This window comes from Mesorhizobium huakuii, assembly GCF_030160235.1.
Taxonomy (GTDB): Bacteria; Pseudomonadota; Alphaproteobacteria; order Rhizobiales; family Rhizobiaceae; genus Mesorhizobium; species Mesorhizobium huakuii.
In genome coordinates this window covers 1-23,815 of record NZ_BSNY01000005.1, presented here as the reverse complement: position 1 = coordinate 23,815, position 23,815 = coordinate 1, and the positions used below count along the sequence as shown (strand labels likewise).

Here is a 23,815-nt window from a genome sequence, read left to right as displayed (position 1 = left end):
GACATCTCACCTCATGCAACGAGTGCGGCTGGGGACGGTTGCGCAGTGGGCCGTCGGTTTGCCTGACGCTGGGCCAGGTTTCTGATGACAAGCTTGGCAATGGCGTCCGGTTCGGCGCCGGCTTCCAGCGCGAAACGGCTGGCCGACACAAGAAAACGTGGCGGCAGGTCGGGCACTTGCCCCGCCGCGATCTGGATTCCGCCACGACGGATGCGGGCCTCGTCGGCACGCGTGAAAGGGATGGCGTCGGCCAGCGCGTGCTGCCCAAGACCCCGGCGCGGCTGGTAGGCGATCTCGTCGACCACCGCCGGAATGACGCGAGGAACCGAAGCAAGCAGGACCGGAGGCAGCCTGTGGCCGCGCGCCGGATTGTAAAGGCCACGCCAGACGCGTTCGGCGCGCGCCGCCTCGGCGGCAAAGCCCATGCGACGCAGCATCTCGGTCAAGATCAGAACCCGGATCCAGCCGGTTGGATGCGCGCCGCCGGGGCGATAGGTGAGGGCACGCGCGCCGGGATGGGCGAGGAATTCCATCATGCCCCAGACCGACGCGGTGCCGCCGAGCAGCAGTGCCGCGAGGTCGGCGAAGATTTCCTTGTGCCAGCGGCGCAGGATCGTCACCACCAACGGGTCGAAACGCATCGAGGCCAGGCGGTTGGCGACCGCTTGCGCGTTCTCCTGCCACAGGCCCATGTCGGCCTGCAGATTGTGGGCGACCTCGTGCAGGAACACCGACTGCCAGGGATTGTCGCGATCCCAGGGAATGCGGATAACCGGGAACGGATTGCTGTCGCCAAGCAAGCGGGCAAGGGCGACACCACGGCGCTGCGTGGCCGGCGAATAGCCGTGTTCCATGTAGGTCAGCGGCTTGAGCAGCGGGCCGCCAAAGACGCCCGGCAGGGCCGCCCGGACAACCGTGTAGCAGTCGAGCGCGATCGCGTCATGGGCGGCGAGCGCCTGCGCGAAGCCCGAGCCTCGCTGCGACATCACCTCGAAGAACATGCCGAAGGTCCGGCGCAGCCGATCGATCCTGCGGTCGAGCATCGCCATCTGGGTGAGCGCGGCCTCGGCCGTCGCCGGCGGCCAGGCGCGCTCGATCTCGGCGATATGCCGGTTGATGGCGTTGCCAATGGTCGCCAGCCGCTTGTTGGCGGCATGGAAGTGCGCCCGCGACGGTGCATAGGGCAGGTCTTCGGGACGAAGTCCGATGCGCCTCGGTGTCAGGCGGTTGAGGCGTTGTGCGCGGGCCTTCAAAGCCCGCAGCTTTGTGTCCAGGAACCGCCTGGTCGAAGAACCCGTGCGCATCGCCGCGATCCTTCTTCTTGCACCGACTGGGTTTAATTGGGCCGGATGGTGATGCTGACCGGACCGCGGATCACGATGCGCCGCCGGCGCCCGTGATTTGGGCCATATCCGCCAGTCCAACCGCCCGGCCAACCGCCGGCAGCCCGACCCAAGGTCCGCCCGGCGATACGAGCCAGGTTGCGTCCTGGGGCCATGCCGGCGCGAACCGCCGCCGCGGTGCGGCGCACGATCTGGCGACCCGCTGGCAAGGGCCTTGTCAACTGCCGGCGCAGGCCGTGCCCGCGCGTCGCGACACGGCGCGCCGTACGCGCCAGTACCAGCGGCCGGACGGAAACCGGGGTGCGGCGCGTCACGGCCGTGCGTCGGACGCTGTTGGCGATGCGGGGCAGCGCACGGATCGCCGTCGGACCGCCACGGGTGACGAGCTGGGTGGCGGCGCGCCTCACGGTGCGGACCGCCTGGACGCGCGCGGCCGCTGGCATGCGTGCAGCCGCGGGGCCAAGCACTCGTCTCGTCGCGAGTGCGGCGACCACGGGAATGGCACGGCGATTGCGCACCGCGAGCTCGGCGAAGGCGTCAAGCGCCTCGTCCTCGGAGGCTTCGTCCGCCATCAACTGGCCGACGACATTGGCGATGCCACCAATCGCGGTGCCGTAGCCGGGAATAAGGCTGGCGACTGGTGCCACCGCGCGAGCAATGCGTCCAATTGTGGGAGCGGCACGCCTGACGGTGCGTACGACGCCGCGCACGCCGCGGGCGATGCGACGGAAGAATTCGTCGCTGTCTTCTGCCGCAAGCGCGTAGCTCATGGCCTCGTCCCAGGCATCGTCGTCGGACTCATCGCCTTCATCGAAGCCGTCGCCTTCGTCGAACTCGTCACCGGCATCGAATTCGTCGCCGGCGTCCATCTCGTCGAAGCCCGAAGCCTCGAATTCGTCGCCTTCGTCGAACTCGTCGCCTTCGTCGGCCTCATCGAAGCCGTCGCCTTCGTCCATTTCGTCGAATTCGTCGTAGCTGTCGGCAGGGCCTTCCGCTTCATCAAAGGCAAGGTCGTCGAACATCGATTCGTCATACCCGTCCATCTCGAGATCTCCTCTTGAGCGATCGGCCCCTTAGGGGAGCGGGACCAAAGCGATTAACGCCGGTCGGGATAGTCGCCCTCGAGACAATAGCTCTCAAGTCGACAGGAACGGGTAGTTGAAAGGTGGTCGCCAATATCAGCGACTGTTCAGTCGAGCGATTTTGTGCGCAATCATAGTTATAATGAAGATATTATTTTATCTTTATTTTCATAGCGTTTGATGATGCGGCGGATTGTTGCCGTGATGGGGCTCAATCAAATCGCGGGCGACTAGCAAGATCCTGCCCTTCGGCCTTGTACTTGCGGGTTGAAAGCACGGTGATATCGAGCCGCCGCCGGGCGAGGCAGAGCGGCCCTCGCTCCGGATGAATTCCCTCGGATCGCGATCATCATCCGCTTGGCCCTGCGAATGGAAAAATTGTTCATCACGGCCGCGCCGAAGGGCCGATCGTTCCTTTCCCGGCCATCCGAAGTCGATGAGACTAGCGCGCATTGATCGCGGCTCTGGCCGCTGAAATGCGCCTGCATGTTCAACCGGCTGGGTTTTTCGGACGAAAATTTCAAGCAACATCCGGAAAGCGCTGGGAAAGGAGCTTGATATGCCCAGAATAGTGCCTGTGCTCGATCTGAGCCGTCTTGAACAAGGCGCGTCGGAACGCCGGACATTTCTGGCGGATCTTCGGTCCGCTTCGCGTGACATCGGCTTTTTCTATCTGGCCGGACATGGCATCTCCTGGGCGGAGATCAGCGAGGTGCTAACCGCATCGCGCCAGTTCTTCGCCTTGCCGGAGGCCGACAAGCTGGCGATCGAGATGGTCAAGTCCTCGCAGTTTCGCGGCTACACCCGCGCCGGCGGCGAACTGACCAAGGGCAAGGAGGATTGGCGCGAGCAACTCGACATCGGCGTCGAACGCCAGGCAATCGCGCAAGGGCCGGGAATTCCCGCCTGGACGCGGCTGCAGGGACCGAACCAGTGGCCCGCGGCGCTGCCGGATCTCAAACCGGCTCTGCTTGCCTGGCAGGGCAAGGTAACGGCCGTGGCGATCCGGCTGCTGAAAGCCTTCGCCCTGTCGCTCGATCAGCCCGAGGATGCATTCGATCCGATCTACAGCAGCGAGCCCAACCATCGCATGAAGATCGTGCGCTACCCCGGCCGTGATGCAACCGGCGGCGACCAGGGTGTCGGCGCGCACAAGGATGGTGGTTTCCTGACCCTGCTGCTTCAGGATGACAATAAGGGGCTGCAGGTCGACTATGACGGCAGCTGGGTGGATGTGGACCCCATTCCCGGCACGCTCGTCGTCAACATCGGCGAATTGCTCGAACTGGCCTCCAACGGCTATTTGCGCGCGACCGTGCATCGCGTCGTGACGCCGCCCGCCGGCGTCGAGCGTATTTCCGTGCCGTTCTTCTTCAGCGCCAGGCTCGATGCGACGATCCCGTTGCTTGGCCTTTCCGAGGAACTGGCGGCGCAGGCGCGCGGGCCGGCCAGCGATCCGGACAATCCGCTGTTTCGCGATGTCGGAACCAATGTGCTGAAAAGCCGGCTGCGCTCGCATCCCGACGTCGCGCGGCGCCATTATGCGGATCTGCTCGAAGGGGAAAGCCGGGTTGGCTGAGCCTTTGGGGCAGGAAAGGACAGGATTTTTGCCATTCTGGCTGATTTTTAGAAAACCGTTCGTCGTATCCGGCGGCGAATCGGTTCAAAAGAGAAAAATCCGTTCGGTGTTTTCCTCCCATTTCGCCGAGCGGTGTTCCCCTCTGAAGGTTATGACCTTCTTTTTGGCCGGGCCGGTTTCGCGCCCGGCCTTTTTCTGGCTGCGTGCGCGTTGCCGTCGCCGCGCCGATCCGGCAGGTTTCGCCACAGCCCATTCGCCAGCCATCGACCGTTATCCGCGAAAAGAAGGAGAGGTTTCATGACATCCAACGTCGCGATCATTGCGGGTGCGGGTTCCGGCTTGAGCGCCTCGCTGGCGCGCCTCCTCGCGAAGGAAGGGTTCAGCGTCGTTCTGGCCGCCCGCAACATTGAGAAGCTCGGTGCCTTGCAGGCCGAGACCGGCGCGCAGGCCGTGGCAACGGATGTCTCCGATGCCGCGTCGGTGGAACATCTGTTCGATGTCGCCGACAGAGCCGGTCCGCTCTCGCTGGTGGTTTTCAATGCCAGCGGACGCGCCCGCGGCCCGATAGCGGAACTCGACTCCGAGGCGGTCCGTCAGGCTTTGCTGGTCGGCGCCTATGGCGGGTTCCTGGTTGGCCAGCAGGCGGCTCGCCGGCTGGTGGCTCTAGGTTCGGGTTCGATCCTCTTCACCGGCGCGACGGCCAGCGTGAAGGGGTTCGCCGGATCCGCCGGTTTTGCGATGCCCAAATTCGGCTTGCGCGGGCTGGCGCAGTCCATGGCCCGTGAACTGGCGCCGAAGAACATCCACGTCGCGCATTTCATCATCGATGGCGCCATTGCCTCGGCCGCGTCTGGGCAGGAGCCCGGGCCGCAGGATCGCCGGCTGTCTCCGGACGCGATCGCCGAGGCCTATCTCTCCATCCACCGCCAGCACCGCAGCGCCTGGACCTGGGAAATGGAGCTTAGGCCCTGGGTTGAGACCTTCTGATGGGGCTGGGGAGGTGCGACGTTGCGGGAGTCGACATTGCGTGGGGATATCACTATATAGCGGCGGCTTCGACCGGCGTGCCCAGAGCAGCCCTCCGGAGCGACTGTAAAATGTGTTACGCATTGCGCCATCATTTGTGACGAAAAATCGGCTGGAAAACCGGAAAAGCAAATAGAAACAGTGGCGCGAAGCTGGGTTGATCCAGCTCACGGAAGCAACCCTCCAGAATCAGAAATGTGCTTGAACCCTCGATTTCCTTCGGCTCTGTGGACCCTGCGCGGCATTGACTTGCCGGCTGGCCGCGACTCGGCTGGAATGGGAGAATGCATCCTTTGTGGGATGTCGAAGTTTATGATTACCAACCGGCTTTGCCGCCAGGGAACAGCAGTATGAGTGAACACGCGATCGAGTTCTTGCGGGGATGGATCGGCGAAAAGGTCCATTGCCAGTCCCAGGCCAGGATCGACAAGCAGGCCGAGACCTTGGCCAGGGAATGTGCCGCCAAGGCTGCGGAAGTCGGTATTCCCCTGGAGGATATCCAGGAAGAAGTCGGCGACATCCAGGAACTCATTGCCTCCCGGCTCGAGGAAGCCGCCGAGGCCGACGAGAGCCAGCAGGCCTCCAGCAAGGCCGCGGAATAGATTTAACGGCCGCTCCGTCTGAACGCGCGGGCCTATCGGCCCGCGTTTTTGTCTCAGCCGAACTTTTCTTTCAGCCCGAATTTCTCTTGCAGCCACGCCTTCGGCAGAGCCGGCACGAAATTGCCGTCGCGACCGGTCATGTCGTCATTGACGACCAGGGCGTTGAGGATCGATTCCTCCACCGTCTGGATCACGGCATCGAAAAACGGATCGATGTCAGTATCGGGAATGAAATCGGCCTTGGCGATCCGGCCCGACGGCGCAAGTGCGGCGTCGGGATTGGCCGTCGAGAAGGCGAGAAAGATGTCACCCGAACTGTGGTAGCCGAAGCCGCCGGTCATGGCGACGCCCAGCGGCACGCGGCGGGCGAGCCGCTTCATCTGATGCGGCAGGAACGGCGCGTCGGTGGCGATGACGGCGATGATCGAGCCTTTTTCCGCATGCAGAGCGTCGTCGCGGATCGTCGATTCGGCGAGCGCTGGCTCGACGCGCTGGCCGCGAAGCGTGAAATTGCGCAGCTTGCCGAAATTCGACTGCACGAAGGCGCCGACCGTGTAGGAATGTCCCTGCCACCCGACGAGGCGCGACGCCGTGCCCGAGCCGGCCTTGAAGCCGAAAGTGATCATGCCGGTGCCGCCGCCGACGCTGCCTTCCTCGATCGGGCCGCCGGCCGCATTATCGAGTGCCTGGGCGACGTGCTCGAAGGTTAAATGGTGGCCATTGATGTCGTTGAGAAACCCGTCATAGGTCTCCGCCGCGACCGGCAGGCCCCAGGCGCTGTCGAGCGCGGCGGGCAGTATTTGGTGCATCCAGCGCAGCGTGCCATCGCGTGAAACACCGCAGGAATGCGTGTTGGTGATGGTGATCGGGAAATTGAAAGCGCCGGTTTCCTCGATGATGTGCGAGCCGGTCAGTTCGCCATTGCCGTTCTGGCTGAAAATACCGGCGAAGACCGGTGTAGCCAGGTCGGCGAGTGGTCTTGGCAGGATCGCCGTGACGCCGGTGCGGACCGGTCCCTTGCCGACGACGAGCGCGCCATCGCCTGAAATCAGCGTCGCATAGCCGACCGCGACACCGGACACGTCGGTGATTGCGTTGAACGGCCCGGGCGTTCCGTCGAAACCGATGCCGAAGCTTCGCGCGCGCGGTTTGCCGCCGGGCGTTGCCAGATGGTGCGGATTGTCGGTCATGGTCAGAACAGCGATCCCTGATTGCCAGGTTCCTTGGCCTTTGCTGATGGCTTGGCTGCCGGCTTTGGCCGCGCCGCGCCGCTGGTTGCCACCGCGTCCGCGGTGCCGTCGGCGAACTCCAGCGAAAGCGCCATCCCCGTTGCCACGTCGGCCGCCTGCTTGATGACGGCGCCGTCGGCATCCTTCACCAGCGCGAAGCCGCGCGCGAGCACGGCCTTGTGCGACAGCGTGGTCAGCAGGCGTTCGGCCTGGCTCAATTGGCCGCGCAGCCGATCGAGCCGCAGCGAGATGGCCCGATCCTGCCGCCTGGCGAGCGCCGCTAGCGTGTCGGCCTGCAGTTTCTGCCGGCGCACGATCGGCGCCGGCGACAGCCGCGTCGCGGTGCGTGCAAAGCGTGCACGCCGTTCGCGCACAATGGCAAAGAACGCCGCCTGCGCGCGGGCAAGGTCACGCCCGGTCAGCGTGCGCGCCTCGTTGATGCGCCGCGACAGCGTGGCCGGCGTCAGCCTCTGGCCCTGGAGACGCGCCCGCTTGCGATCGACGCTGACGGACAGGCCACGGCCGAGCCTCGAGGTCGCCTCGTCGAGGCGCCGGCGCGGCAGCGCCAGCAATTGATCGGGCGAGGGCAGGGCGCGCGCCGCCGCACGCGCGGCCTGCCGCTTGCGTTCGAAATTGCGTGAGATGGCCGCCTTGAGCCGCGCGCCAAGGCTGACCAGCGTCGCTTCGAGGTCGGCCTTCACCGGTACGGCGATTTCGGCCGCCCCCGTCGGCGTCGGCGCCCGCACATCCGCGACGAGGTCGATCAATGTCCAGTCGGTTTCGTGGCCGACAGCCGAAATCACCGGAATGCCGGAGGCCGCGACGGCGCGGGCCAGCGCCTCGTCGTTGAAGCCCCAGAGGTCCTCGAGGCTGCCGCCGCCGCGCGCCACGATCAAGAGATCGGGGCGCTGGATGGAACCGTCCCAGGCCAGCGCGTTGAAGCCGTTGACGGCATTGGTCACTTCCACGCCCGACGTCTCGCCTTGCACGCGCACCGGCCAGACCAGCACATGCAGCGGAAAGCGGTCCTTGATGCGGTGGATGATGTCGCGGATGACGGAGCCGGTCGGCGACGTGACGACGCCGATGATGCGCGGCATGAACGGCAGCCGGCGCTTGCGGCCGGCATCGAAAAGCCCCTCCGCCTGCAGCCGGCGCTTGCGCTCTTCCAGCAGCGCCATCAGCGCGCCGGCGCCGGCCGGCTCCAGATTGTCGATGACGATCTGGTAGTTGGACTTGCCGGGATAGGTGGTGAGCTTGCCGGTGGCGATCACCTCCATCCCTTCCTCGGGGCGGAATTTCAACCGGCTCATCGTGCCTTTCCACACCACGGCATCGAGCCGGGCGCGGTCGTCCTTCAGCGCGAAATAGGCATGGCCGGAGGAATGCGGGCCGCGATAGCCCGAGATTTCGCCGCGCACCCGCACATTGCCGAAGACGTCCTCGACCGTACGCTTCAGCGCGCCGGAGATCTCGCTCACCGTGTATTCGGTGGCGTTGGTGCGTGATTCGGATGCTGCTTCGCTCATCGGCCGATTGGGGGCCGGTTGGCGCCCCACGTCAAGGCGCCCGTATCAGGCCAGGCGCTCAAGGTGTCCGATCCGGCTACCAGCCCGGCAGGATCTGGTTCGCCTTGGTCCGCCTGATCTTGGCGTAGGCAAGTGCCGCGAAATCGAACGTCCCGGCCTCTTCGACGAGCGGCACCGAGATGTTGTCCAAGCTTTCCGAAATATGGCGGGCCAGCGCATCGACGATCTCCGGCCGCGAGGTTTGGCCGCGCATGATGCCGATGCGGCAGTCGGGCAGGGCGCCGAAGCCGTCGGCTTCGCCCAGCACCCGCATGCCTGGCCTGAGCGCGCATTCCGGCAGCACCGAGATCGCCAGGCCCGACAGGACCGCAGCGGTGATGACGGTCGCCGAGAAACTGGTGAACAGGATGCGATAGTCGCGGTTCTGCTGGTCCAGCACATCGACGGCGGCGCGCCGCCAGATGCAATTCGGCCGGCCAAAGGCCATCGGCAGCGTTTCCTGTTCATGCGTCGCATGATTGGCCGAGGTGACCCACAGCAGTGGTTCGCGCCGCACCACTTCCGACTGGCCGCGCACATCATTGTGCGTCACCAGCGCCAGGTCGAGATTGCCGCGCTTGATGTGCTCGACCAGCCCCGGCGTCGGCTCGCAGATGACGGTCAGTTCGACGCGCGGATTGGAGCGCGTGAAGCGCGCCATGATCTCCGGCAGGAACCGGTCGGCATAGTCGTCCGGCGTGCCGATGCGGATCGTGCCTTCGAGCCGCTGGTCGTCGAAGGCTGCGAGCGTTTCGCGGTTGAGGTAGAGCAGCCGTCTTGCATAGGAGAGCAGCTTGTCGCCTTCTTCCGTCAGTCTGTTGCTGCGCCCCTCCTTCTCGAACAGCGGCTTACCGATCCGCTCCTCCAGCCGGCGCATCTGCATCGACACCGCCGACTGGGTGCGGTGCACCTCTTCGGCTGCCCGCGTGAAGCTGCCGGTATCGGCAATCGAGATGAAGGTTTGCAACTGATCGAGATCGAGCGGCGCTTTCATCGGCATAATCCATCACTGGTGTTGATGCTAAAGATTAAAAACATTCGTTGGATTAATCAATCGGTCGATGGCAAATTGCTGTCATCCACATGAAGGCATGTGAATCGAAGCCGGAACGGCCGCTGTCGCCAGCGCCGACTGCTTGGCTTTGTCTGTTCGAGACTGAAGGAGACCGACATGACCACGATCGATTTCGCCACCGAGACCTCGCGCATCACCTCGCGTCCGGCCGTTGCGATGCGCGTGGCCAATACCGTCTTCAATTTCTACCGCGCCTGGAAAAATCGCCGCGCCTTCTACCGTCTTGGCGAGATGTCGGACGCCGAACTCGCCGATATCGGCCTGACGCGCGCCGACCTGCATGTCGCCATCGACGTGCCGTTCGGCCGCGACCCGACGGCGATCCTGCGCGAAATCGCCAGCGATCGCGTCGAAACGATCGAGGACATCGCCCGCAAGGTGGCCTGATCGGCTGATTTTCGGTCCTACTGAACCTTTTCCGGGTTCGGCGCGACCAAGGATTATGCAGGCTCCCCACTCCCTGCCGGTTCCCCGCCGGCCTGCCTGCACGTTGCCCGGTCCTCCCAAGGACCGGGCTTTTCTTTTCTGGCCTGCTCAGAAAGGGCCGTAGTTTGTCGCCTACCGCCGGTCCATGTCCCGCTTGAACTGGTCGAAGATCGTTTCCACGCCCTTCTGGTAGTCGTCACGCTGCTGGGCGCCGGTTTCGAACATCTTGCCGAACAGATCGTCGAAAGGGTTTCGGGGCCGGCCGCTCGGATTGGTCTGCGGCTGCGGCGCCTGGCGCTGCTGCGGTGCCTGCGGCTGCGGCGCCGGCTGTCCGCCGCCAAGTCCGCCCCCGCCGCCCTGCCGCAGCATCTCCTCGAAGATCTTTCCCAGCGGATTGTCGCCGTAAGGGCTTTGCGTCGGCTGCGGCTGCGCCCGGCCTTGCGGCAGCGGCGCGCCGCCACCGAACATGTCCTGCAGCACCTTGCCGAGAGGATTGTCGCCATAGGGGTTGGGCTGCGGTTGGCTTGGCGGTTGCGGTGCGCCGCCGCCGAACATGTCCTGCAAGACCTTGCCGAGCGGGTTGTCCATCGGGTTCTGGGGCTGCGGTGCCTGGCGCTGTTGTGGCGCCGGCGCCTGCATGCCGCCTTGGCGCATCATCTGCTCGATGATCTCGCCGAGCGGATTGCTGCCACCGCCAAAGCCGCCTGCAGCCTGCATCTGACTTGTCGTCTGCTTGAACAGCCCGCCCATCACCATCGAGGCGATTGCGGGCAGCATCTGTTGCAGGATCTGCTGGCTGACGCCGCTCGCTTGCGCCGCCTGGCTGGCGACGGCGCGCGACAGGTCCTTCGAGCCGAACAGGTGTCCCAGAATGCCGTTGCCTTCGTCGACGCCTTGCGGCGAGAAGGCGCGGGTCGCGTCCTCGAAATATTTGGCGTGCTGGCCGCTTGCCATCGCCGTCATGAAGGCGCCAAGCCCGTAAGGATCGGCGGTGTTGCGTTGCAGCCCCTGCGAAAAGGCCGGTAGCAGCGCGGCGACCGCGGCCTGGGTCTGCTGCATTGACAGCCCGTATTGCTGGGCAAGCGCCTGCATGCCGTTGCCGTTCTGGGCCTGCGCCAGCATGTCGAACAAGGTAGGCATCGGCTTCTCCTCCTGAATTCCTCGGAAGAGAGCCTAATTCGTTTCAACGCTCGATTGAAGCGGCTTTTGCCGCTCCCTGACGCGCCAGCTTAATAGGCGTATTCCATGAACACCGGCTCGATCGAACCGCCCCAGCGCGTATGGTAGGCCGAAAGCATCTCCTCGGCGCTGGTCGTGCCGCGCGCTACCACCTCGTCCAAAGTGTTGAGGAACGAGGTTTCGTCGTAGCCGTCACGATTCTTCTTGCCGCGGTTCTTCAGCCCGGTGCGCGAAATGGCCAGCACGTCGCGTGCGATCTCGCGCAGCGTGGCGTTGCGTAAGGGCGCGGCGATGCCGAGTTCCGGCACGGCGTTGCGCATCGCCAGCACTTCCTTGTAGGTCCAACTCGCGGTCAACGCCTCGGCCGCATCGAGTGCCGCCTCGTCGTAGAGCAGCCCGACCCAGAAGGCAGGCAGCGCGCAGATGCGGCGCCACGGGCCGCCATCGGCGCCGCGCATTTCCAGGAAACGCTTCAGCCGCACGTCGGGGAACAGCGTCGACAGGTGGTTCGCCCAGTCGCCCATGGTAGGCAGCCCGTCCGGCACTTCGTTGCGCGCGGCGCCGGCCATGAACTGGCGGAAGGTGATATGCGTCATGTCGTGATAGTGGCCGTCGCGGATGACGAAATACATCGGGACGTCGAGCGCCCATTCGACATAGTCGGCGAAACCGAAATCGGGCGAGAAGCAGAATTCGAGCAGGCCCGAGCGCTGGTTGTCGGTGTCGCGCCAGATGTCGCCGCGCCAGCTTTGCAAGCCGTTCGGCCGGCTCTCGGTGAAGGGCGAGTTGGCGAACAGCGCCGTCGACAGCGGCTGCAGCTTCAGCGACACCTGCATCTTGCGGCGCATGTCGGCCTCGCTCTCGAAGTCGAGATTCACCTGGATCGTGCAGGTGCGGTACATCATGTCGAGGCCTTTGGTGCCGACCTTGGGCATGTAGCGCGTCATGATCTCATAGCGCGACTTCGGCATTCTCGGCGTTTCGGCCAGTGACCATTTCGGGCTGCCGCCGAGCCCGAGGAAGCGGATGCCCATCGGTTCGGCGATCTCGCGCACCTGCGCCAGATGCGCATTGCCCTCGCGGCAGGTCTGATGGATGGTCTCCAGCGGTGCGCCGGAAAGCTCGAACTGGCCGCCTGGCTCGAGCGAGATCGCGCCTTGGCCGGTCGGTTCGACCAGGCCGATGATGCGGCCGTCGTCGATGATCGGGTCCCAGCCGAGCTTCGACTGCATGCCTTCGAGGATGGCGCGGATGCCGCGCTCGCCGCCATAGGGCACGGGCGCGTTGCCGTCGACATAGAAGGGGAACTTCTCGTGCTCGGTGCCGATGCGCCACTTGTCGCGCGGCTTGTTGCCCTCGGCCAGGTGGTCGACGAGTTCGTCGACGCCTTCAATCGGCCGGAAATCGGTTGTGTCGCGCGCCATCGCTGTGCCCTCAGAGACGGTCAGGTGACCGCCGGCGGTAAATGGACGAAATGTCAGTAGCCGATCAAGCGAAAAATCCTGAGCCACAGGTCAAGAGGAATTGAAGGCCACGATCCGGGCGGCCTCTTGCAAGACATGACCCCCTACCAGTCTCCGACAGTCGCCTGCATCACCGCAAGTGCGGCCACCGCCGCCGTGTCGGCGCGCAGGATGCGCGGACCGAGCGGAATGGCGGTGACGAAGTGCAGGGCGCGCAGCATCTTGCGCTCGTCATCCGAAAAGCCGCCTTCCGGCCCGACCAGCAAAGCGAGCTTCCTCTCCTTTACGGCCTGCAAGGCAGGCAGCGGATTGTTGGTCGAGGCGTCCTCGTCGCAGAAGATCAGCCGCCGCTCCTTGTCCCAGCCGGTCAGCAGGCGCTCGAATTTTTCCGCCTCGCGCACTTCCGGCACCGCCAGGATGCCGCATTGTTCGGCCGCCTCGACGACATTGGCCCGCAGCCGATCGATGGACGGCTTGGCCACTTGCGTATGCTGGGTGATGACGGGCTGCAGTATGCCTGCGCCCATCTCGACCGCCTTTTGCACGAGATAGTCGAGCCTCCCCTGCTTCAGCGGCGCGAAACAATAGATGAGGTCGGGGAGAGGTGGTTGCGGTCGTTGCTGCGCCAAAACCTTGAGTTTGACCGCTTTCTTCGACTTCGCCGCGACGGCCGCCGACCACTCGCCGTCGCGGCCATTGAACAGCAGGATCTCGGCACCTTCGCCAAGCCGCAGCACATGCATGAGATAATGGCTCTGCTGCTGGTCGGCGTCGAACTCGGCATCCGGCCCGAGATCGTCAGGCACGAACAGACGTTGCATCTTGTAATTGGCGCGCATGGCCGAGGAATGAGCGAGCCGGCCGCCGGCGTCAAGCCTCGGCCGACGGATGCCAAACCGGTCGAAAGCCATGTTTCAGGACGGCAAGCGTTGTCTCCGGGGTCAGCAGCATAAGCGCCTTGTCTTCCAATTGGCCAAGGCCCGCGGGTGGGCCATATCCGGCAAAGGACCATCGCAACGCCTTGCCGTGGCGCAAGGCATAGGCGCTGCCGCCAGTGGCGATCACCGCGCCGTCGGGCAGGCCGGACAGGTCGTGCATTGCCACGGCAGGGCGTTTGCCACCCGACGCCAGCCGCTCCTTGTGCAGCCTTTTGTCGACCATCGGCGCGCGCGGCTCGGCGACGCCGAAGGCTTGTCCGAAGCGGCCGACAAAATCCCTGGCCCGTTCGCGCTGGCAAAAGAAACAGGGGCGATGACCGGCGGCCAGCGCCGTCACCTCGTCGAGAAAGAACAACTCGGTCCATCCGGCCTTGCCCTCAGGACGGTTTCTGCCCATCGGCTCGCGCCGCACATTGCGGAATTGGCATACGCAGATGATCCAGGCCTGAAGCGCCCAACGTTTTCTCAGCAGCGTCTTGGTCGCGGGATCATGGATGATGCCGCGATTGCCGGTGAACAGGCCGTGCTCGGGCACGGCATGGATGGCGCCGAACGCATCGACCCGGTTCTGCAGTGGCATAGTTCTCTCCCAGAATACGATCTTGGCTGCAATGCGGGCGGCATGATATCGCTCGTGACATCATTTTCATGTCAGCAGGGTTTTTGCGATGCGGGTGCTGGTGGTCCAGAACTACGACAATACCGGTCTCGGCCAGGTTGGCGCGGCACTTGCGGAAGCGGGTGCCGATCTCGACGTGCGCCTGCCCTACAAGGGCGATCCGCTGCCTGAAGATGCGACCGGGCACGATGCGATGGTGGTGCTTGGCGGTGGCCAGAATGCGCTGGCCGATGATGAGTATCCCTATTTTCCGGCATTGCTCGAACTCACCCGCGATTTTGCCGGCAAGGATCGTGCAGTGCTCGGTATCTGCCTCGGCAGCCAGCTCCTTGCCCGCGCCTTCGGTGGCGAGAACCGCATTGGCGGCGCCAATGAATTCGGCTGGCGCGGCGTGTCGCTGACGCCGGACGCCAAGGCCGATCCGGTGCTGGGCGCCCTGCCGGAAGAATTCCCGATCTTCCAGTGGCACGACGACACGTTCGATCTGCCGCAAGACGCCGTGCGGCTGGCCGGAAACGATGTCGCCGAAAACCAGGCGTTCCGTGTCGGTCGCGCCATCTATGGCTTCCAGTTCCATTTCGAGGCTGACCGGCCGATGGTGAAGGACTGGAGTACCTCCTTCGCGTCGACCATCGCTTCGCGGCATCCCGATTGGGCTGACAGGCTCGATGGCGAAATGGCAGTTAACGGACCCGACGCGGATGCCGCCGGTATGGCGATTGCCCGCGCCTGGGTGGCCACGATCTAAGAGCCTGCCCTCGCGGCTCGCGTGACATAATTGGCACGCAGCCGTGAAACCGGCTGGGGAAAACCCCTTTCATCCTTGGCTTGTGTCCGACCGCCATCCTAGAAGGCGCGCGCTCTGCATCGGCTGTGCAACCGCGATGAACCTTTTGTGTGACCCGTGCGACACACCTCCGATACAGAACGCGCTTAGAAGCGCGAAATCGTCGAAACTTTGAAGCGAATTCTCCGTTTCAACGCATTGGTAACCGCCTGGTGCACACATGCAGGAAGCTCAACAAGAGATGACGTCCGTGAAAGCAGCGCTTCTGTCCTTTGCCATGTTGTCCGCCATCGTGCTGTGCGGTCTCGGCATCTATTCCGCCGATGCCGCCAACAACCACAACGCCGTCGACGGCTACGGCGTCACCGCCTCGCTTCGCTAAAAAAGCCGGTTCGTTCGCGACGCAATCCCTGCGACGCGGCTGGGCTCAAGCGCCCTTTATCGCCATTTCCAGGATACGTTTGTCCGCGCCGTCGACGACGAGCGCGGTCAGCATGCCTGACTGCCAGGCAAGCGTGTCGACATTGACGCGGTTGGCCATCACTTCGGCCTCGGGGACGGGTGTGTGGCCATGCACCACGATCTTCGGGAACAGGCCGGTGTGATCGTGGAAAACGTCGCGGATCCAGATCAGGTCCTGCGGATTCTGCTTGTCCAGCGCAATGCCCGGCCGGATGCCAGCATGGCAGAAGAAGAAGTCGCCGAACGTTAGCGAGAACGGCAGCGAGCGCAGGAAATCGACATGGCCCGGCGGCATCGCCTCGAGCAGGGCCTGATGTCCGCGCTTCATCGTCTCCGTCTTGCCGAACCAGCTGGCGTCGGCGGTGAGCGACACACCATAGGACAGCGCCGTCTGGATGCCGCCATAGCGCATGAAAAGCCCTTCCGGGTCAGGGGTTCTGAGAAAATCGAGAAAGCCTATGTCGTGGTTGCCCGCCAGCATCAGGTGGCGCGGATCGCGTTCCCGCGCCGCGATCAGGAAATCGATGACGCCCTTGGACTCCGGTCCGCGGTCGACATAGTCGCCGAGGTGGATTACCCGCCAGTCCTGAACAAGATCTCGCGCGATCTCGGCCTCGATCTGGCCGTGCATGGCAGCCAGCAGGTCGAGCCGGCCATGCACGTCGCCGATTGCGTAGAGACGCACACCCTCCGGCCCATGCGCGTCGAGAAAATGGATGCCGGGTTCCGCCAACGCCTCGTGGTCTCCGTGGTCAGGCTGTCACCGGACGTTAGCGCCGGAGCTGGTCCTTGCCCATGTCGGTGACCAGACGCTTTCCGCACAGAGCCAGCGTGATGTCCATCTCCTTGCGGATGATTTCCAACGCTTTGGTAACCCCTTCCTTGCCGAGCGCGCCCAGGCCGTAAAGGAACGGGCGGCCGATATAGGTGCCCTTGGCGCCAAGGCAGAGCGCCTTCAGCACGTCCTGGCCGGAGCGGATGCCGCCATCCATATGCACCTCGATCTTGTCGCCGACCGCGTCCGCGATTTCTTCCAGCGCCATGATCGAGGACGATGCGCCGTCGAGCTGGCGCCCGCCGTGGTTGGAAACCACGATCGCGTCGGCGCCGGTCTTGGCCGCCATCATCGCGTCCTCCTTGTCGAGGATGCCTTTCAGGATCAGCTTGCCGCCCCAGCGCTCCTTGATCCAGGCGACATCCTTCCATGACAACTGCGGGTCGAACTGCTCATTTGTCCAGGACGACAGCGAAGAGACGTCGCCGACACCCTTGGCGTGGCCGACGATGTTGCGGAAGGTGCGGCGCTTGGTGCCGGCGATACCCAGGCACCAGCGCGGCTTGCTGGCCAGGTCGATGATGTTGGCAAGCGTCATCTTGGGCGGCGCCGAAAGCCCATTGCGCACGTCCTTGTGGCGCTGGCCGAGGATCTGCAGGTCGAGCGTCAGTACCAGCGCCGAGCATTTCGCCGCCTTGGCGCGGTCGATCAAATCGAGCACGAAATCCTTGTCGCGCAGCACATAGAGCTGGAACCAGAACGGTTTCGTCGTCACCGAGGCGACATCCTCGATCGAGCAGATGCTCATCGTCGACAGGGTGAAAGGCACGCCGAATTCCTCGGCCGCCTGCGCCGCCAGCATCTCGCCGTCGGCGTGCTGCATGCCGGTCAGGCCGGTGGGGGCCAGTGCCACCGGCATCGATACTTTCTGGCCGACCATGGTCGATTCCAGCGAGCGGTTGCTCATGTCGACCAGCACGCGCTGGCGGAACTTGATCTTCTGGAAGTCTTCCTCGTTGGCCCGATAGGTGCTCTCGGTCCAGGCGCCGGAATCGGCGTAGTCGAAGAACATCTTGGGCACGCGCCGGCGGGCGAGATCCTTGAGGTCTGCGATGGTGAGAATGTCGCTCATGCTGGTCCCCGCTTGATCGTACTACTAGGAGCGTCTGCGCGCCGGTTCGGTATCGCCGGCTTCCGAACGCTGCCGCAGCCGCAGCCGTGACACGCGTTGCCAGTCGCCGCTGCGCTCGGCCTCGGCCATCGACCGCTCGACATAGGTCATGTGGTCCATTGCCGCGTGCCTTGCCCCGGCCGGATCACCGGCCTTGACCGCGGCATGGATTGCCTTGTGTTGCGCCAGCAGCGCCTCGCGCGCGCCGGGCACTGTGAACACCAGCAGCCGGTTCTGGAAGACGCCTTCCGACAAAAGCCGATAGCAGGAGCGCAGCGTGTGCAAGAGCAGGATGTTGTGCGCGCATTCGCAGATCGCTTGATGAAACTCGACGTCGATCTCGGCCTCGTCGTCGAAATCGCCGGTGCGATGCGCCTCGTCCATGCGCGCCATGATGCGGTCGAGCAGCGCCAGATCTTCCGGGGTGGCGCGCCGCGCCGCGTATTCGGCGGCTATGCCTTCGATCTCGCGGCGATATTCCAGATAGTCGGTCACCGCCTTGCGATGCATCGAGATCAGGTCGGCCACCGGCTTGGTGAACAGCTGGCCGATAATGTCGGCGACATGCGTGCCGCCGCCGGCCTTGGTCGTCAGCAGCCCGCGCCCTTCCAGCGCCTTCAGCGCGTCGCGCAGGATCGGCCGCGACACGTCGAACTGGCGTGCCAGTTCGCGCTCTCCCGGCAGCCGGTCGCCGGTGCGCAGCACGCCTTCGAGTATGAGGCTCTCGATCTGCTGCACCACCTCGTCGGCGGTGCGCGAATGCTCGATCCTGGAGAAAATGTCGCTCAACAGCTGTGCCTGGGGATTGAACCGGTGTCGCGCAGGATAAAGCCTGCGTCGCCAACTGGTCAAATTATTTATCCAATTGGCCGAGGCGTGTCGGTTTCGCCGCCCGGCGAAATATCATCTTCGGCTAAACTTTGCTGTTTGCGTCATCAGCCTATTGGCTCTAGAGGACGCGACTGCAAGAGGGTCCAGAGAACCCCGGGGGACAAGCCGTGTCAGACGACCCGTCCAATCTCGAATTCCAGCCGCGCGCCAAAGGCAGCGTCATGGGTTTCCCCGCGCATGAGGGCCGGCCCGGTGCGCTGGGCGAGGTCCATGCCCGGCCGCATCCGCTGATCGAGAAGCCGCGCGTCCTGGTGCAGCTTGCCTTCATGACCGAGGGCGGTTCCGGCGTCGACCATGCGGTGCTTTCCGAACTGTCGCGGCGCCTCGGCATCGCCGCGCCCGACCGTCAGGCCCGCCATCACGCCATGAAATGGGGCAAGGGCTCGCTGCGCTGGGAGCGGCATACGGAGTTCTCGACCTATCTCTGGGAAGGCCCGCTTTCCGAAAGCGGCAGGGCGCAGGAGGACACACCCTTCGGCAACGGCTTTTCGCCGCCGGGCACCGTCATTTCGGGCATCCGGCTCGAGATCCGCAAATGGACGCAGACGAGCGAGCGATTGATCGCGGCTTTCGATCCGACCAGCCTGTGCTACTCGCTGGTCGAGCGCGGTAATGCGGCGATCGTCACCGATTTCCGCCAGGATGGCGACGGCATGACCCGCATCCTGGTGCTCGACCGCGGCCTGACGCCGGCGCGCACCGGGGCGCTGTCGCAGCGGCTGATCGATATCGAAACCTACCGCACGCTCGCCATGCTCGGCCTGCCGCTGGCGCTGACCTTGTCGGGCCGCGCCCGCCGCATCGAGGACAGGCTGGCCCAGACCACGCTGGAAATGAAGGTCGCCGAGACCCGTGACAGCCAGACTTTGCTCGCCGATCTGACTGAACTTGCCGCCGAACTGGAGGCCGACGCGGCCTCCAGCCTCTACCGCTTCGGCGCCAGCCGCGCCTATGACGGCATTGTCGTCGAGCGGCTGGAAGCACTCGAGGAAGAGGCCGTGCCCGGCTATGACACCTGGGGCGGGTTCCTGCAGCGCCGTGTCGCGCCGGCCATGCGCACCTGCCGCTCGGTCGAGGAACGGCAAGCCAATCTGTCGCGAAAACTGACTCGTGCCACGACGCTGCTGCGCACCTGGGTCGATGTCGAGGTCGAGAAGCAGAACCGCGATCTGCTCGCCTCGATGAACAACCGCGCCCGCCTGCAGCTGCGCCTGCAGCAGACCGTCGAGGGCCTCTCGGTCGCCGCCGTCTCCTACTACGTCGTCGGCCTCATCGGTTATGTCGCGAAGGGCGCCTCGATCTTCGGCCATGCTTTCGCGCCAGAGGTGGTCACCGCCGCCTCGGTGCCGGTCGCCATCCTGCTGGTCTGGTGGGGCGTGCGCCGCGTGCGCCGTATGCATTCCGAGCCGGCGAAGCACCCGGGCGAATAGCGGCAGATTGCCGCTGCGGAAGCCTGTCCCGGCCCGGCGCGGCAACCTCCCACCACCACGGCATTTGCAACCAGCGCGCTTCACTGGTAAAAGATTTTGACCAGTCAAGCGAAGTGAGGCTGCTGATGTCCGGCTTGGCCATGCCGAAACCAGACGACGCCACGATGCGCCGGCGCGACGAGATCGTCGCCGACATGCGCATCATCGTGCCGGGCGAGGGCGTGGTCGACGCGGCCAATGCCATGCGCGCCTTCGAGAGCGATGGCTTGACCGCCTATCGGCAATTGCCGCTGGTCGTCGTTCTGCCCGAGACGGTGGCGCAGGTCTCCCGCGTGCTGAAATATTGCAACGACCGTAACATCCGCGTCGTGCCCCGCGGTTCCGGCACTTCGCTGTCGGGCGGCGCGCTGCCGCTGGAAGATGCGGTGCTGCTGGTCATGAGCCGCTTCAACCGCATCCTGGCGATCGACTTTCCCAACCGCATCGTCGTCGCCCAGCCGGGCGTCACCAATCTCGGCATCACGTCAGCCGTCGAGCAGGAGGGCTTTTACTATGCCCCCGATCCATCCTCCCAGATCGCCTGCTCGATCGGCGGTAATGTCGCGGAGAATTCCGGCGGCGTGCACTGCCTGAAATACGGCCTCACCGCCAATAATGTGCTCGGCATCGAAATGGTGCTGATGAACGGCGAGGTGGTGCGGCTCGGCGGCAGCCATCTCGACGCCGAAGGCTACGACCTGCTTGGCGTGATGACCGGTTCCGAGGGCCTGCTCGGCGTCGTCACGGAGGTTACGGTGCGCATCCTGAAGAAACCTGAGACGGCGCGCGCCCTGCTGATCGGCTTTCCGACTAGCGAGCAGGGCGGCCAGTGCGTCGCCGACATCATCGGCGCCGGCATCATTCCCGGCGGCATGGAAATGATGGACCGGCCGGCGATCCATGCGGCGGAGGATTTCGTCCATGCCGGCTATCCCCTTGATGTCGAGGCGTTGCTGATCGTCGAACTCGACGGTCCAGGCGTCGAGGTCGATCACCTCATCACCGCGGTCGAGGCGATCGCCATAGGCAACGGCTCGACCACCTGCCGCATCTCGCAATCCGAGCAGGAGCGGCTGAGCTTCTGGGCCGGCCGCAAGGCGGCTTTCCCCGCCGTCGGCCGCATCTCGCCCGACTATTACTGCATGGACGGTACCATCCCGCGCAAGGAACTGCCGCGCGTGCTCGCCGGCATGCGCGAACTGTCGGCAAAATACGGTCTCGGCGTCGCCAATGTCTTTCACGCCGGCGACGGCAATCTGCATCCGCTGATCCTCTACGATGCCAATGTTCCCGGCGAACTCGACAAGGCCGAAAGTTTCGGCGCCGACATATTGCGCCTCTGCGTCAAGGTCGGCGGCGTGCTGACGGGCGAACATGGGGTTGGAGTCGAGAAGCGCGACCTGATGCCGGAAATGTTCAGCCAGGTCGATCTCGACCAGCAGATGCGCGTCAAATGCGCCTTCGACCCCAACCACCTGCTCAACCCTGGAAAAGTCTTCCCGCAACTGCGCCGCTGCGCCGAGCTTGGGCGCATGCATGTGCACCGGGGGCAGGTGGCGTTTCCGGACATTCCGAGGTTTTGAGGGGATGCTGTTCCGGGACCAGACCCTTGCAGCCATTGCGTCGGGCGAAGTGACGCTCGCCTTTCGCCGCTGGCGGCGGCCGACGGTCAAGGCTGGCGGGCGGGTGAGAACGGCGTCGGGGGTCGTGCTGATCGGCGACATCGCGGTCGCGGAGATGTCCGCACTGTCGGAAAGGGACGCGAGCGCGGCTGGCTTTCCGACACTCGCAGCCCTGCGGGAAATGCTTGGGCCTGATGACGGCACCCCGGTCTACCGGATCGAACTCACCAGCATCGAACCCGACGAGCGCGCGGCCTTGCGCGGCGAGGCCTCGCTGTCCGATGCGGATTGGCACGCCCTGACGGCCCGCTTTGCCCGCTGGGACAAGACGGCGCCCGGCTATTTCCAGTCGATCCTGCGGGCAATCGGCGCCCATCCGGAAGTGCGGGCGGCTGTCCTGGCGGCCAAGGCCGGCGTCGAGACGCCGAAATTCAAGCGGGATGTCCGCAAGCTTGGGGAATTCGGCCTGACCGAGAGCCTCGAGATCGGTTACCGGCTGTCGCCAAGGGGGGGAGCCGTGCTCGAAAAGCTCAGGGAGCACAGGCTTTGACGACTTTCACCCCGACCACGTCAGAGGAAGTCCTGTCGACCGTCGCCTGGGCAGTGGCCGAAGGCTCGCCGCTCGAAATCCTCGGCCACGGCTCCAAGCGCGGCATTGGCCGGCCGCTGCAGACGGAGCACACGCTCGACCTGTCGAAACTCACCGGCGTCACGCTTTACGAGCCCGCCGAACTGGTGCTGTCGGCAAAGGCCGGCACGCCGCTGGCCGAGATCGAGAAGCTGCTGGCGGAAAACGGCCAGCAACTGGCCTTCGAGCCGATGGATTACGGTCCGCTGCTTGGCGGCGAGCCGGGCAAGGGCACGATCGGCGGCGTGCTTGGCGCCAACCTCTCCGGTCCGCGCCGGCTGAAGGCGGGCGCGGCGCGCGATCATATCCTCGGCATCAACGTCGTGTCCGGCCGGGGCGAACCCTTCAAGTCCGGCGGTCGCGTGGTCAAGAATGTCACCGGCTATGACATGTCGAAGCTGATGGCCAACAGCTGGGGCACGCTGGCCGTTTTCACCGACGTCACCTTCAAAGTGTTACCTGCTGCCGAGACGGAGGTGACGCTCGCGCTCCGTGGGCTGCTCGACGACGCCGCTGCAAGCGCCATGGCGCTGGCTCTCGGCTCCAGCGCGGAAGTGTCGAGCGCCGCGCATCTGCCGGAGCGCGTCGCCACGCGCGTCGCCGGCGGGGCGCTCGGCAGTGAAGCCGCCACGCTGCTGAGGGTCGAGGGCTTTGGCCCTTCCGTCGCCTATCGTATCGCCGCGCTGAAGACGCTGCTCGGCAAGGCCGGGCCGCTGGAGGAGATTGCCGGCGAGGCTTCGCAACTGATGTGGCGCGATGTGCGTGATATCAAGCCCTTCGCCGATGGCAGCGAGAAACCGGTCTGGCGCGTGTCGATGGCGCCCTTTCACGCGCATCAGATGGTGCTGACGTTGCGCATGCAGGCCGCCGTCAGCGCCTTCTATGACTGGCAGGGCGGACTGGTGTGGTTGCGCATGGAGGAGGGCGATCCGGAAGCCGCTCTGCTGCGCGGGCTGTTGCGCAAACATGGCGGCGGCCATGCGACGCTTGTGCGCGCCGCCCCCGCCCATCGCGCCGCCGTGCCGGTGTTCGAGCCGCAGCCGCCGCCACTGGCTGCGTTGTCGGCTAGGCTAAAGGCCGAGTTCGATCCCAAGGCCATTTTCAACCCCGGCCGCATGGCGCCGGGCGCAGGCTCTGCTACTCTCGGCGTCGCAACGGAGGGATCAGCACCATGAGCGATATCAACCCCGGCCAGAACGACAAGCCCGCACCGCGCCAGACCGATCGCTGGCTGGAACCGGGGCCAACCAATGCGCTGGTCATCTACATCCTGTATCTCGCCAGCCTCGTCATCGGTATCAGCGGCCTTGTTGGCATCGTGCTGGCCTATGTCAACCGTGGCAAGGCCGGCGGCTTCGTCGAGAGCCACTACACATTCCTGATCCGTACCTTCTGGATCGGCCTGCTCTATGCGCTGATCTCGGCGGCGCTGATCTTCGTGGTGATCGGCTTCCTGCTGATGTTTGCTGTCGTCGTCTGGTTCATCGCCCGCTGCATCCTCGGCCTTCAGGCGCTGCAACGCGGCGAGCCGGTCAAAAACCCGGAAAGCTGGTTCCTCGGACTTTAGGAATTTTTCTAGTGCAGACCAATTTTTCGCTTGCCCAGCTTGCCGATCCGCATGTCGCGGAATCGCAGACGATCCAGTGCAAGTGACGACATACCTGGGAGGTGAGCGTGTGGGAAGCAATTGCAAGCTTAGCGTGGCCGGCACTCGCCGCTATCGTACTATATAGGCTTTGGCCAACAATAAATGACATATTGAAAAAAGATGGCACGACGATCAAGGTTGGTAGCCTAGAAATCTCGATATCGGAAGCGACTAAGACCCAACTTGAACAGTTGGACGTGAACGGATAGCGAACACTGTCCGTTAAGCCATTG

At 64.6% G+C, this 23,815-nt stretch carries 24 protein-coding genes; 12 read left to right on the top strand and 12 right to left on the bottom strand.

The window, feature by feature from the left end; translation table 11 throughout:
• Positions 1 to 11: 11 nt before the first annotated feature.
• Together QQK95_RS00525 and QQK95_RS00520 are read right to left on the bottom strand one after the other, a co-directional pair.
• Positions 12 to 1,304 (bottom strand): hypothetical protein, encoded by a 1,293-nt coding sequence (locus QQK95_RS00525; RefSeq protein ID WP_284267714.1) that lies wholly within the window; start codon positions 1,302 to 1,304, stop codon positions 12 to 14.
• A gap of 32 nt (positions 1,305 to 1,336) precedes the next feature.
• The gene (locus tag QQK95_RS00520; RefSeq protein ID WP_284267712.1) at positions 1,337 to 2,365 is read right to left on the bottom strand and encodes a hypothetical protein; all 1,029 of its coding nucleotides are present in this window, start codon (positions 2,363 to 2,365) and stop codon (positions 1,337 to 1,339) included.
• A gap of 619 nt (positions 2,366 to 2,984) precedes the next feature.
• On the opposite strand from QQK95_RS00520, the gene QQK95_RS00515 reads away from it, so the two are divergent.
• The 4 genes from QQK95_RS00515 (at position 2,985) to QQK95_RS00500 (ending at position 5,632) form a co-directional block, all read left to right on the top strand.
• Positions 2,985 to 4,004: an isopenicillin N synthase family dioxygenase gene (locus QQK95_RS00515; RefSeq protein WP_284267710.1), complete on the top strand. Its 1,020-nt coding sequence runs from the start codon at positions 2,985 to 2,987 to the stop codon at positions 4,002 to 4,004.
• A complete protein-coding gene (locus QQK95_RS00510) occupies positions 3,997 to 4,305 on the top strand; it encodes a hypothetical protein (RefSeq protein WP_284267708.1) in 309 nt (102 codons plus the stop codon). Before QQK95_RS00515 ends, QQK95_RS00510 begins: the two co-directional genes overlap by 8 nt.
• Positions 4,302 to 4,991, top strand: a complete 690-nt coding sequence (locus QQK95_RS00505) for an SDR family NAD(P)-dependent oxidoreductase (protein WP_284267707.1) — start codon at positions 4,302 to 4,304, stop codon at positions 4,989 to 4,991. The genes QQK95_RS00510 and QQK95_RS00505 overlap by 4 nt, the downstream gene beginning before the upstream one ends.
• 389 nt (positions 4,992 to 5,380) lie before the next feature.
• Entirely contained in the window at positions 5,381 to 5,632 is a 252-nt protein-coding gene (locus QQK95_RS00500; RefSeq protein ID WP_284267705.1) for a hypothetical protein, read from the top strand.
• Positions 5,633 to 5,685: 53 nt separating this feature from the next.
• Here QQK95_RS00500 and QQK95_RS00495 read toward each other — a convergent pair whose 3' ends face one another.
• The 3 genes from QQK95_RS00495 to QQK95_RS00485 form a co-directional block, all read right to left on the bottom strand.
• Positions 5,686 to 6,822 (bottom strand): DmpA family aminopeptidase, encoded by a 1,137-nt coding sequence (locus tag QQK95_RS00495; RefSeq protein ID WP_284267703.1) that lies wholly within the window; start codon positions 6,820 to 6,822, stop codon positions 5,686 to 5,688.
• A 2-nt stretch (positions 6,823 to 6,824) separates the two neighbouring features.
• A complete protein-coding gene (gene xseA / locus QQK95_RS00490; protein WP_284267702.1) occupies positions 6,825 to 8,390 on the bottom strand; it encodes an exodeoxyribonuclease VII large subunit in 1,566 nt (521 codons plus the stop codon).
• 76 nt (positions 8,391 to 8,466) lie between these two features.
• Complete coding sequence (locus QQK95_RS00485) at positions 8,467 to 9,423, bottom strand: LysR substrate-binding domain-containing protein (RefSeq protein ID WP_019860035.1); 957 nt, start codon at positions 9,421 to 9,423, stop codon at positions 8,467 to 8,469.
• A gap of 177 nt (positions 9,424 to 9,600) precedes the next feature.
• On the opposite strand from QQK95_RS00485, the gene QQK95_RS00480 reads away from it, so the two are divergent.
• Entirely contained in the window at positions 9,601 to 9,891 is a 291-nt protein-coding gene (locus QQK95_RS00480) for a DUF1127 domain-containing protein (protein WP_019860034.1), read from the top strand.
• Between the two features lie 171 nt (positions 9,892 to 10,062).
• On the opposite strand, the gene QQK95_RS00475 is transcribed toward QQK95_RS00480, so the two are convergent.
• From QQK95_RS00475 to QQK95_RS00460, 4 genes are all read right to left on the bottom strand, one after another.
• Complete coding sequence (locus tag QQK95_RS00475; RefSeq protein ID WP_284267698.1) at positions 10,063 to 11,070, bottom strand: DUF937 domain-containing protein; 1,008 nt, start codon at positions 11,068 to 11,070, stop codon at positions 10,063 to 10,065.
• An 89-nt stretch (positions 11,071 to 11,159) separates the two neighbouring features.
• Complete coding sequence (locus QQK95_RS00470) at positions 11,160 to 12,533, bottom strand: glutamate--cysteine ligase (protein ID WP_284267696.1); 1,374 nt, start codon at positions 12,531 to 12,533, stop codon at positions 11,160 to 11,162.
• Between the two features lie 143 nt (positions 12,534 to 12,676).
• Entirely contained in the window at positions 12,677 to 13,411 is a 735-nt protein-coding gene (locus QQK95_RS00465; protein WP_284268023.1) for a 16S rRNA (uracil(1498)-N(3))-methyltransferase, read from the bottom strand.
• 31 nt (positions 13,412 to 13,442) lie between these two features.
• Positions 13,443 to 14,090, bottom strand: a complete 648-nt coding sequence (locus tag QQK95_RS00460) for a hypothetical protein (protein ID WP_284267694.1) — start codon at positions 14,088 to 14,090, stop codon at positions 13,443 to 13,445.
• 88 nt (positions 14,091 to 14,178) lie between these two features.
• Here QQK95_RS00460 and QQK95_RS00455 point away from each other — a divergent pair, with 88 nt between their 5' ends.
• Both QQK95_RS00455 and QQK95_RS00450 read left to right on the top strand, forming a co-directional pair.
• Positions 14,179 to 14,877: a type 1 glutamine amidotransferase gene (locus tag QQK95_RS00455; protein WP_284267692.1), complete on the top strand. Its 699-nt coding sequence runs from the start codon at positions 14,179 to 14,181 to the stop codon at positions 14,875 to 14,877.
• A gap of 280 nt (positions 14,878 to 15,157) precedes the next feature.
• Positions 15,158 to 15,298 (top strand): hypothetical protein, encoded by a 141-nt coding sequence (locus QQK95_RS00450; protein ID WP_162034344.1) that lies wholly within the window; start codon positions 15,158 to 15,160, stop codon positions 15,296 to 15,298.
• A 45-nt stretch (positions 15,299 to 15,343) separates the two neighbouring features.
• Here the strand turns inward: QQK95_RS00450 and QQK95_RS00445 are convergent, their stop codons facing one another.
• Genes QQK95_RS00445 through QQK95_RS00435 form a run of 3 tightly spaced genes read right to left on the bottom strand, consistent with a single transcriptional unit; the run spans position 15,344 to position 18,113 of the window.
• Positions 15,344 to 16,111 carry a metallophosphoesterase gene (locus QQK95_RS00445; protein ID WP_284267690.1) on the bottom strand — a complete coding sequence of 256 codons (768 nt, stop codon included), beginning with the start codon at positions 16,109 to 16,111 and terminating at the stop codon, positions 15,344 to 15,346.
• Positions 16,112 to 16,148: 37 nt separating this feature from the next.
• On the bottom strand, positions 16,149 to 17,285 hold the full coding sequence (locus QQK95_RS00440; RefSeq protein ID WP_284267688.1) for an alpha-hydroxy acid oxidase: 1,137 nt from the start codon (positions 17,283 to 17,285) through the stop codon (positions 16,149 to 16,151).
• A 24-nt stretch (positions 17,286 to 17,309) separates the two neighbouring features.
• The gene (locus QQK95_RS00435; RefSeq protein WP_284267686.1) at positions 17,310 to 18,113 is read right to left on the bottom strand and encodes a FadR/GntR family transcriptional regulator; all 804 of its coding nucleotides are present in this window, start codon (positions 18,111 to 18,113) and stop codon (positions 17,310 to 17,312) included.
• Positions 18,114 to 18,322: 209 nt separating this feature from the next.
• Here QQK95_RS00435 and QQK95_RS00430 point away from each other — a divergent pair, with 209 nt between their 5' ends.
• The 5 genes from QQK95_RS00430 (at position 18,323) to QQK95_RS00410 (ending at position 23,501) form a co-directional block, all read left to right on the top strand.
• On the top strand, positions 18,323 to 19,645 hold the full coding sequence (locus tag QQK95_RS00430; protein ID WP_010914419.1) for a DUF3422 family protein: 1,323 nt from the start codon (positions 18,323 to 18,325) through the stop codon (positions 19,643 to 19,645).
• A 125-nt stretch (positions 19,646 to 19,770) separates the two neighbouring features.
• Positions 19,771 to 21,267, top strand: a complete 1,497-nt coding sequence (locus QQK95_RS00425; RefSeq protein WP_284267663.1) for an FAD-linked oxidase C-terminal domain-containing protein — start codon at positions 19,771 to 19,773, stop codon at positions 21,265 to 21,267.
• A 4-nt stretch (positions 21,268 to 21,271) separates the two neighbouring features.
• Positions 21,272 to 21,856, top strand: a complete 585-nt coding sequence (locus tag QQK95_RS00420; RefSeq protein WP_284267661.1) for an ASCH domain-containing protein — start codon at positions 21,272 to 21,274, stop codon at positions 21,854 to 21,856.
• On the top strand, positions 21,853 to 23,109 hold the full coding sequence (glcE, locus tag QQK95_RS00415; RefSeq protein ID WP_284267659.1) for a glycolate oxidase subunit GlcE: 1,257 nt from the start codon (positions 21,853 to 21,855) through the stop codon (positions 23,107 to 23,109). The genes QQK95_RS00420 and glcE overlap by 4 nt, the downstream gene beginning before the upstream one ends.
• A complete protein-coding gene (locus tag QQK95_RS00410; RefSeq protein WP_284267657.1) occupies positions 23,106 to 23,501 on the top strand; it encodes a DUF4870 family protein in 396 nt (131 codons plus the stop codon). The genes glcE and QQK95_RS00410 overlap by 4 nt, the downstream gene beginning before the upstream one ends.
• Positions 23,502 to 23,815 lie beyond the last annotated feature (314 nt).

Excerpts from the sequence above, each read along its gene's own strand:
- QQK95_RS00525 (WP_284267714.1), bottom strand. The coding sequence starts at position 1,304 with ATGCGCACGGGTTCTTCGACCAGGCGGTTCCTGGACACAAAGCTGCGG.
- QQK95_RS00520 (WP_284267712.1), bottom strand. The coding sequence starts at position 2,365 with ATGTTCGACGACCTTGCCTTTGATGAAGCGGAAGGCCCTGCCGACAGC.
- QQK95_RS00515 (WP_284267710.1), top strand. The coding sequence starts at position 2,985 with ATGCCCAGAATAGTGCCTGTGCTCGATCTGAGCCGTCTTGAACAAGGC.
- QQK95_RS00505 (WP_284267707.1), top strand. The coding sequence starts at position 4,302 with ATGACATCCAACGTCGCGATCATTGCGGGTGCGGGTTCCGGCTTGAGC.
- QQK95_RS00500 (WP_284267705.1), top strand. The coding sequence starts at position 5,381 with ATGAGTGAACACGCGATCGAGTTCTTGCGGGGATGGATCGGCGAAAAG.
- QQK95_RS00495 (WP_284267703.1), bottom strand. The coding sequence starts at position 6,822 with ATGACCGACAATCCGCACCATCTGGCAACGCCCGGCGGCAAACCGCGC.
- xseA (WP_284267702.1), bottom strand. The coding sequence starts at position 8,390 with ATGAGCGAAGCAGCATCCGAATCACGCACCAACGCCACCGAATACACG.
- QQK95_RS00485 (WP_019860035.1), bottom strand. The coding sequence starts at position 9,423 with ATGAAAGCGCCGCTCGATCTCGATCAGTTGCAAACCTTCATCTCGATT.
- QQK95_RS00480 (WP_019860034.1), top strand. The coding sequence starts at position 9,601 with ATGACCACGATCGATTTCGCCACCGAGACCTCGCGCATCACCTCGCGT.
- QQK95_RS00475 (WP_284267698.1), bottom strand. The coding sequence starts at position 11,070 with ATGCCTACCTTGTTCGACATGCTGGCGCAGGCCCAGAACGGCAACGGC.
- QQK95_RS00470 (WP_284267696.1), bottom strand. The coding sequence starts at position 12,533 with ATGGCGCGCGACACAACCGATTTCCGGCCGATTGAAGGCGTCGACGAA.
- QQK95_RS00465 (WP_284268023.1), bottom strand. The coding sequence starts at position 13,411 with ATGCGCGCCAATTACAAGATGCAACGTCTGTTCGTGCCTGACGATCTC.
- QQK95_RS00460 (WP_284267694.1), bottom strand. The coding sequence starts at position 14,090 with ATGCCACTGCAGAACCGGGTCGATGCGTTCGGCGCCATCCATGCCGTG.
- QQK95_RS00455 (WP_284267692.1), top strand. The coding sequence starts at position 14,179 with ATGCGGGTGCTGGTGGTCCAGAACTACGACAATACCGGTCTCGGCCAG.
- QQK95_RS00450 (WP_162034344.1), top strand. The coding sequence starts at position 15,158 with ATGACGTCCGTGAAAGCAGCGCTTCTGTCCTTTGCCATGTTGTCCGCC.
- QQK95_RS00440 (WP_284267688.1), bottom strand. The coding sequence starts at position 17,285 with ATGAGCGACATTCTCACCATCGCAGACCTCAAGGATCTCGCCCGCCGG.
- QQK95_RS00425 (WP_284267663.1), top strand. The coding sequence starts at position 19,771 with ATGTCCGGCTTGGCCATGCCGAAACCAGACGACGCCACGATGCGCCGG.
- QQK95_RS00420 (WP_284267661.1), top strand. The coding sequence starts at position 21,272 with ATGCTGTTCCGGGACCAGACCCTTGCAGCCATTGCGTCGGGCGAAGTG.
- QQK95_RS00410 (WP_284267657.1), top strand. The coding sequence starts at position 23,106 with ATGAGCGATATCAACCCCGGCCAGAACGACAAGCCCGCACCGCGCCAG.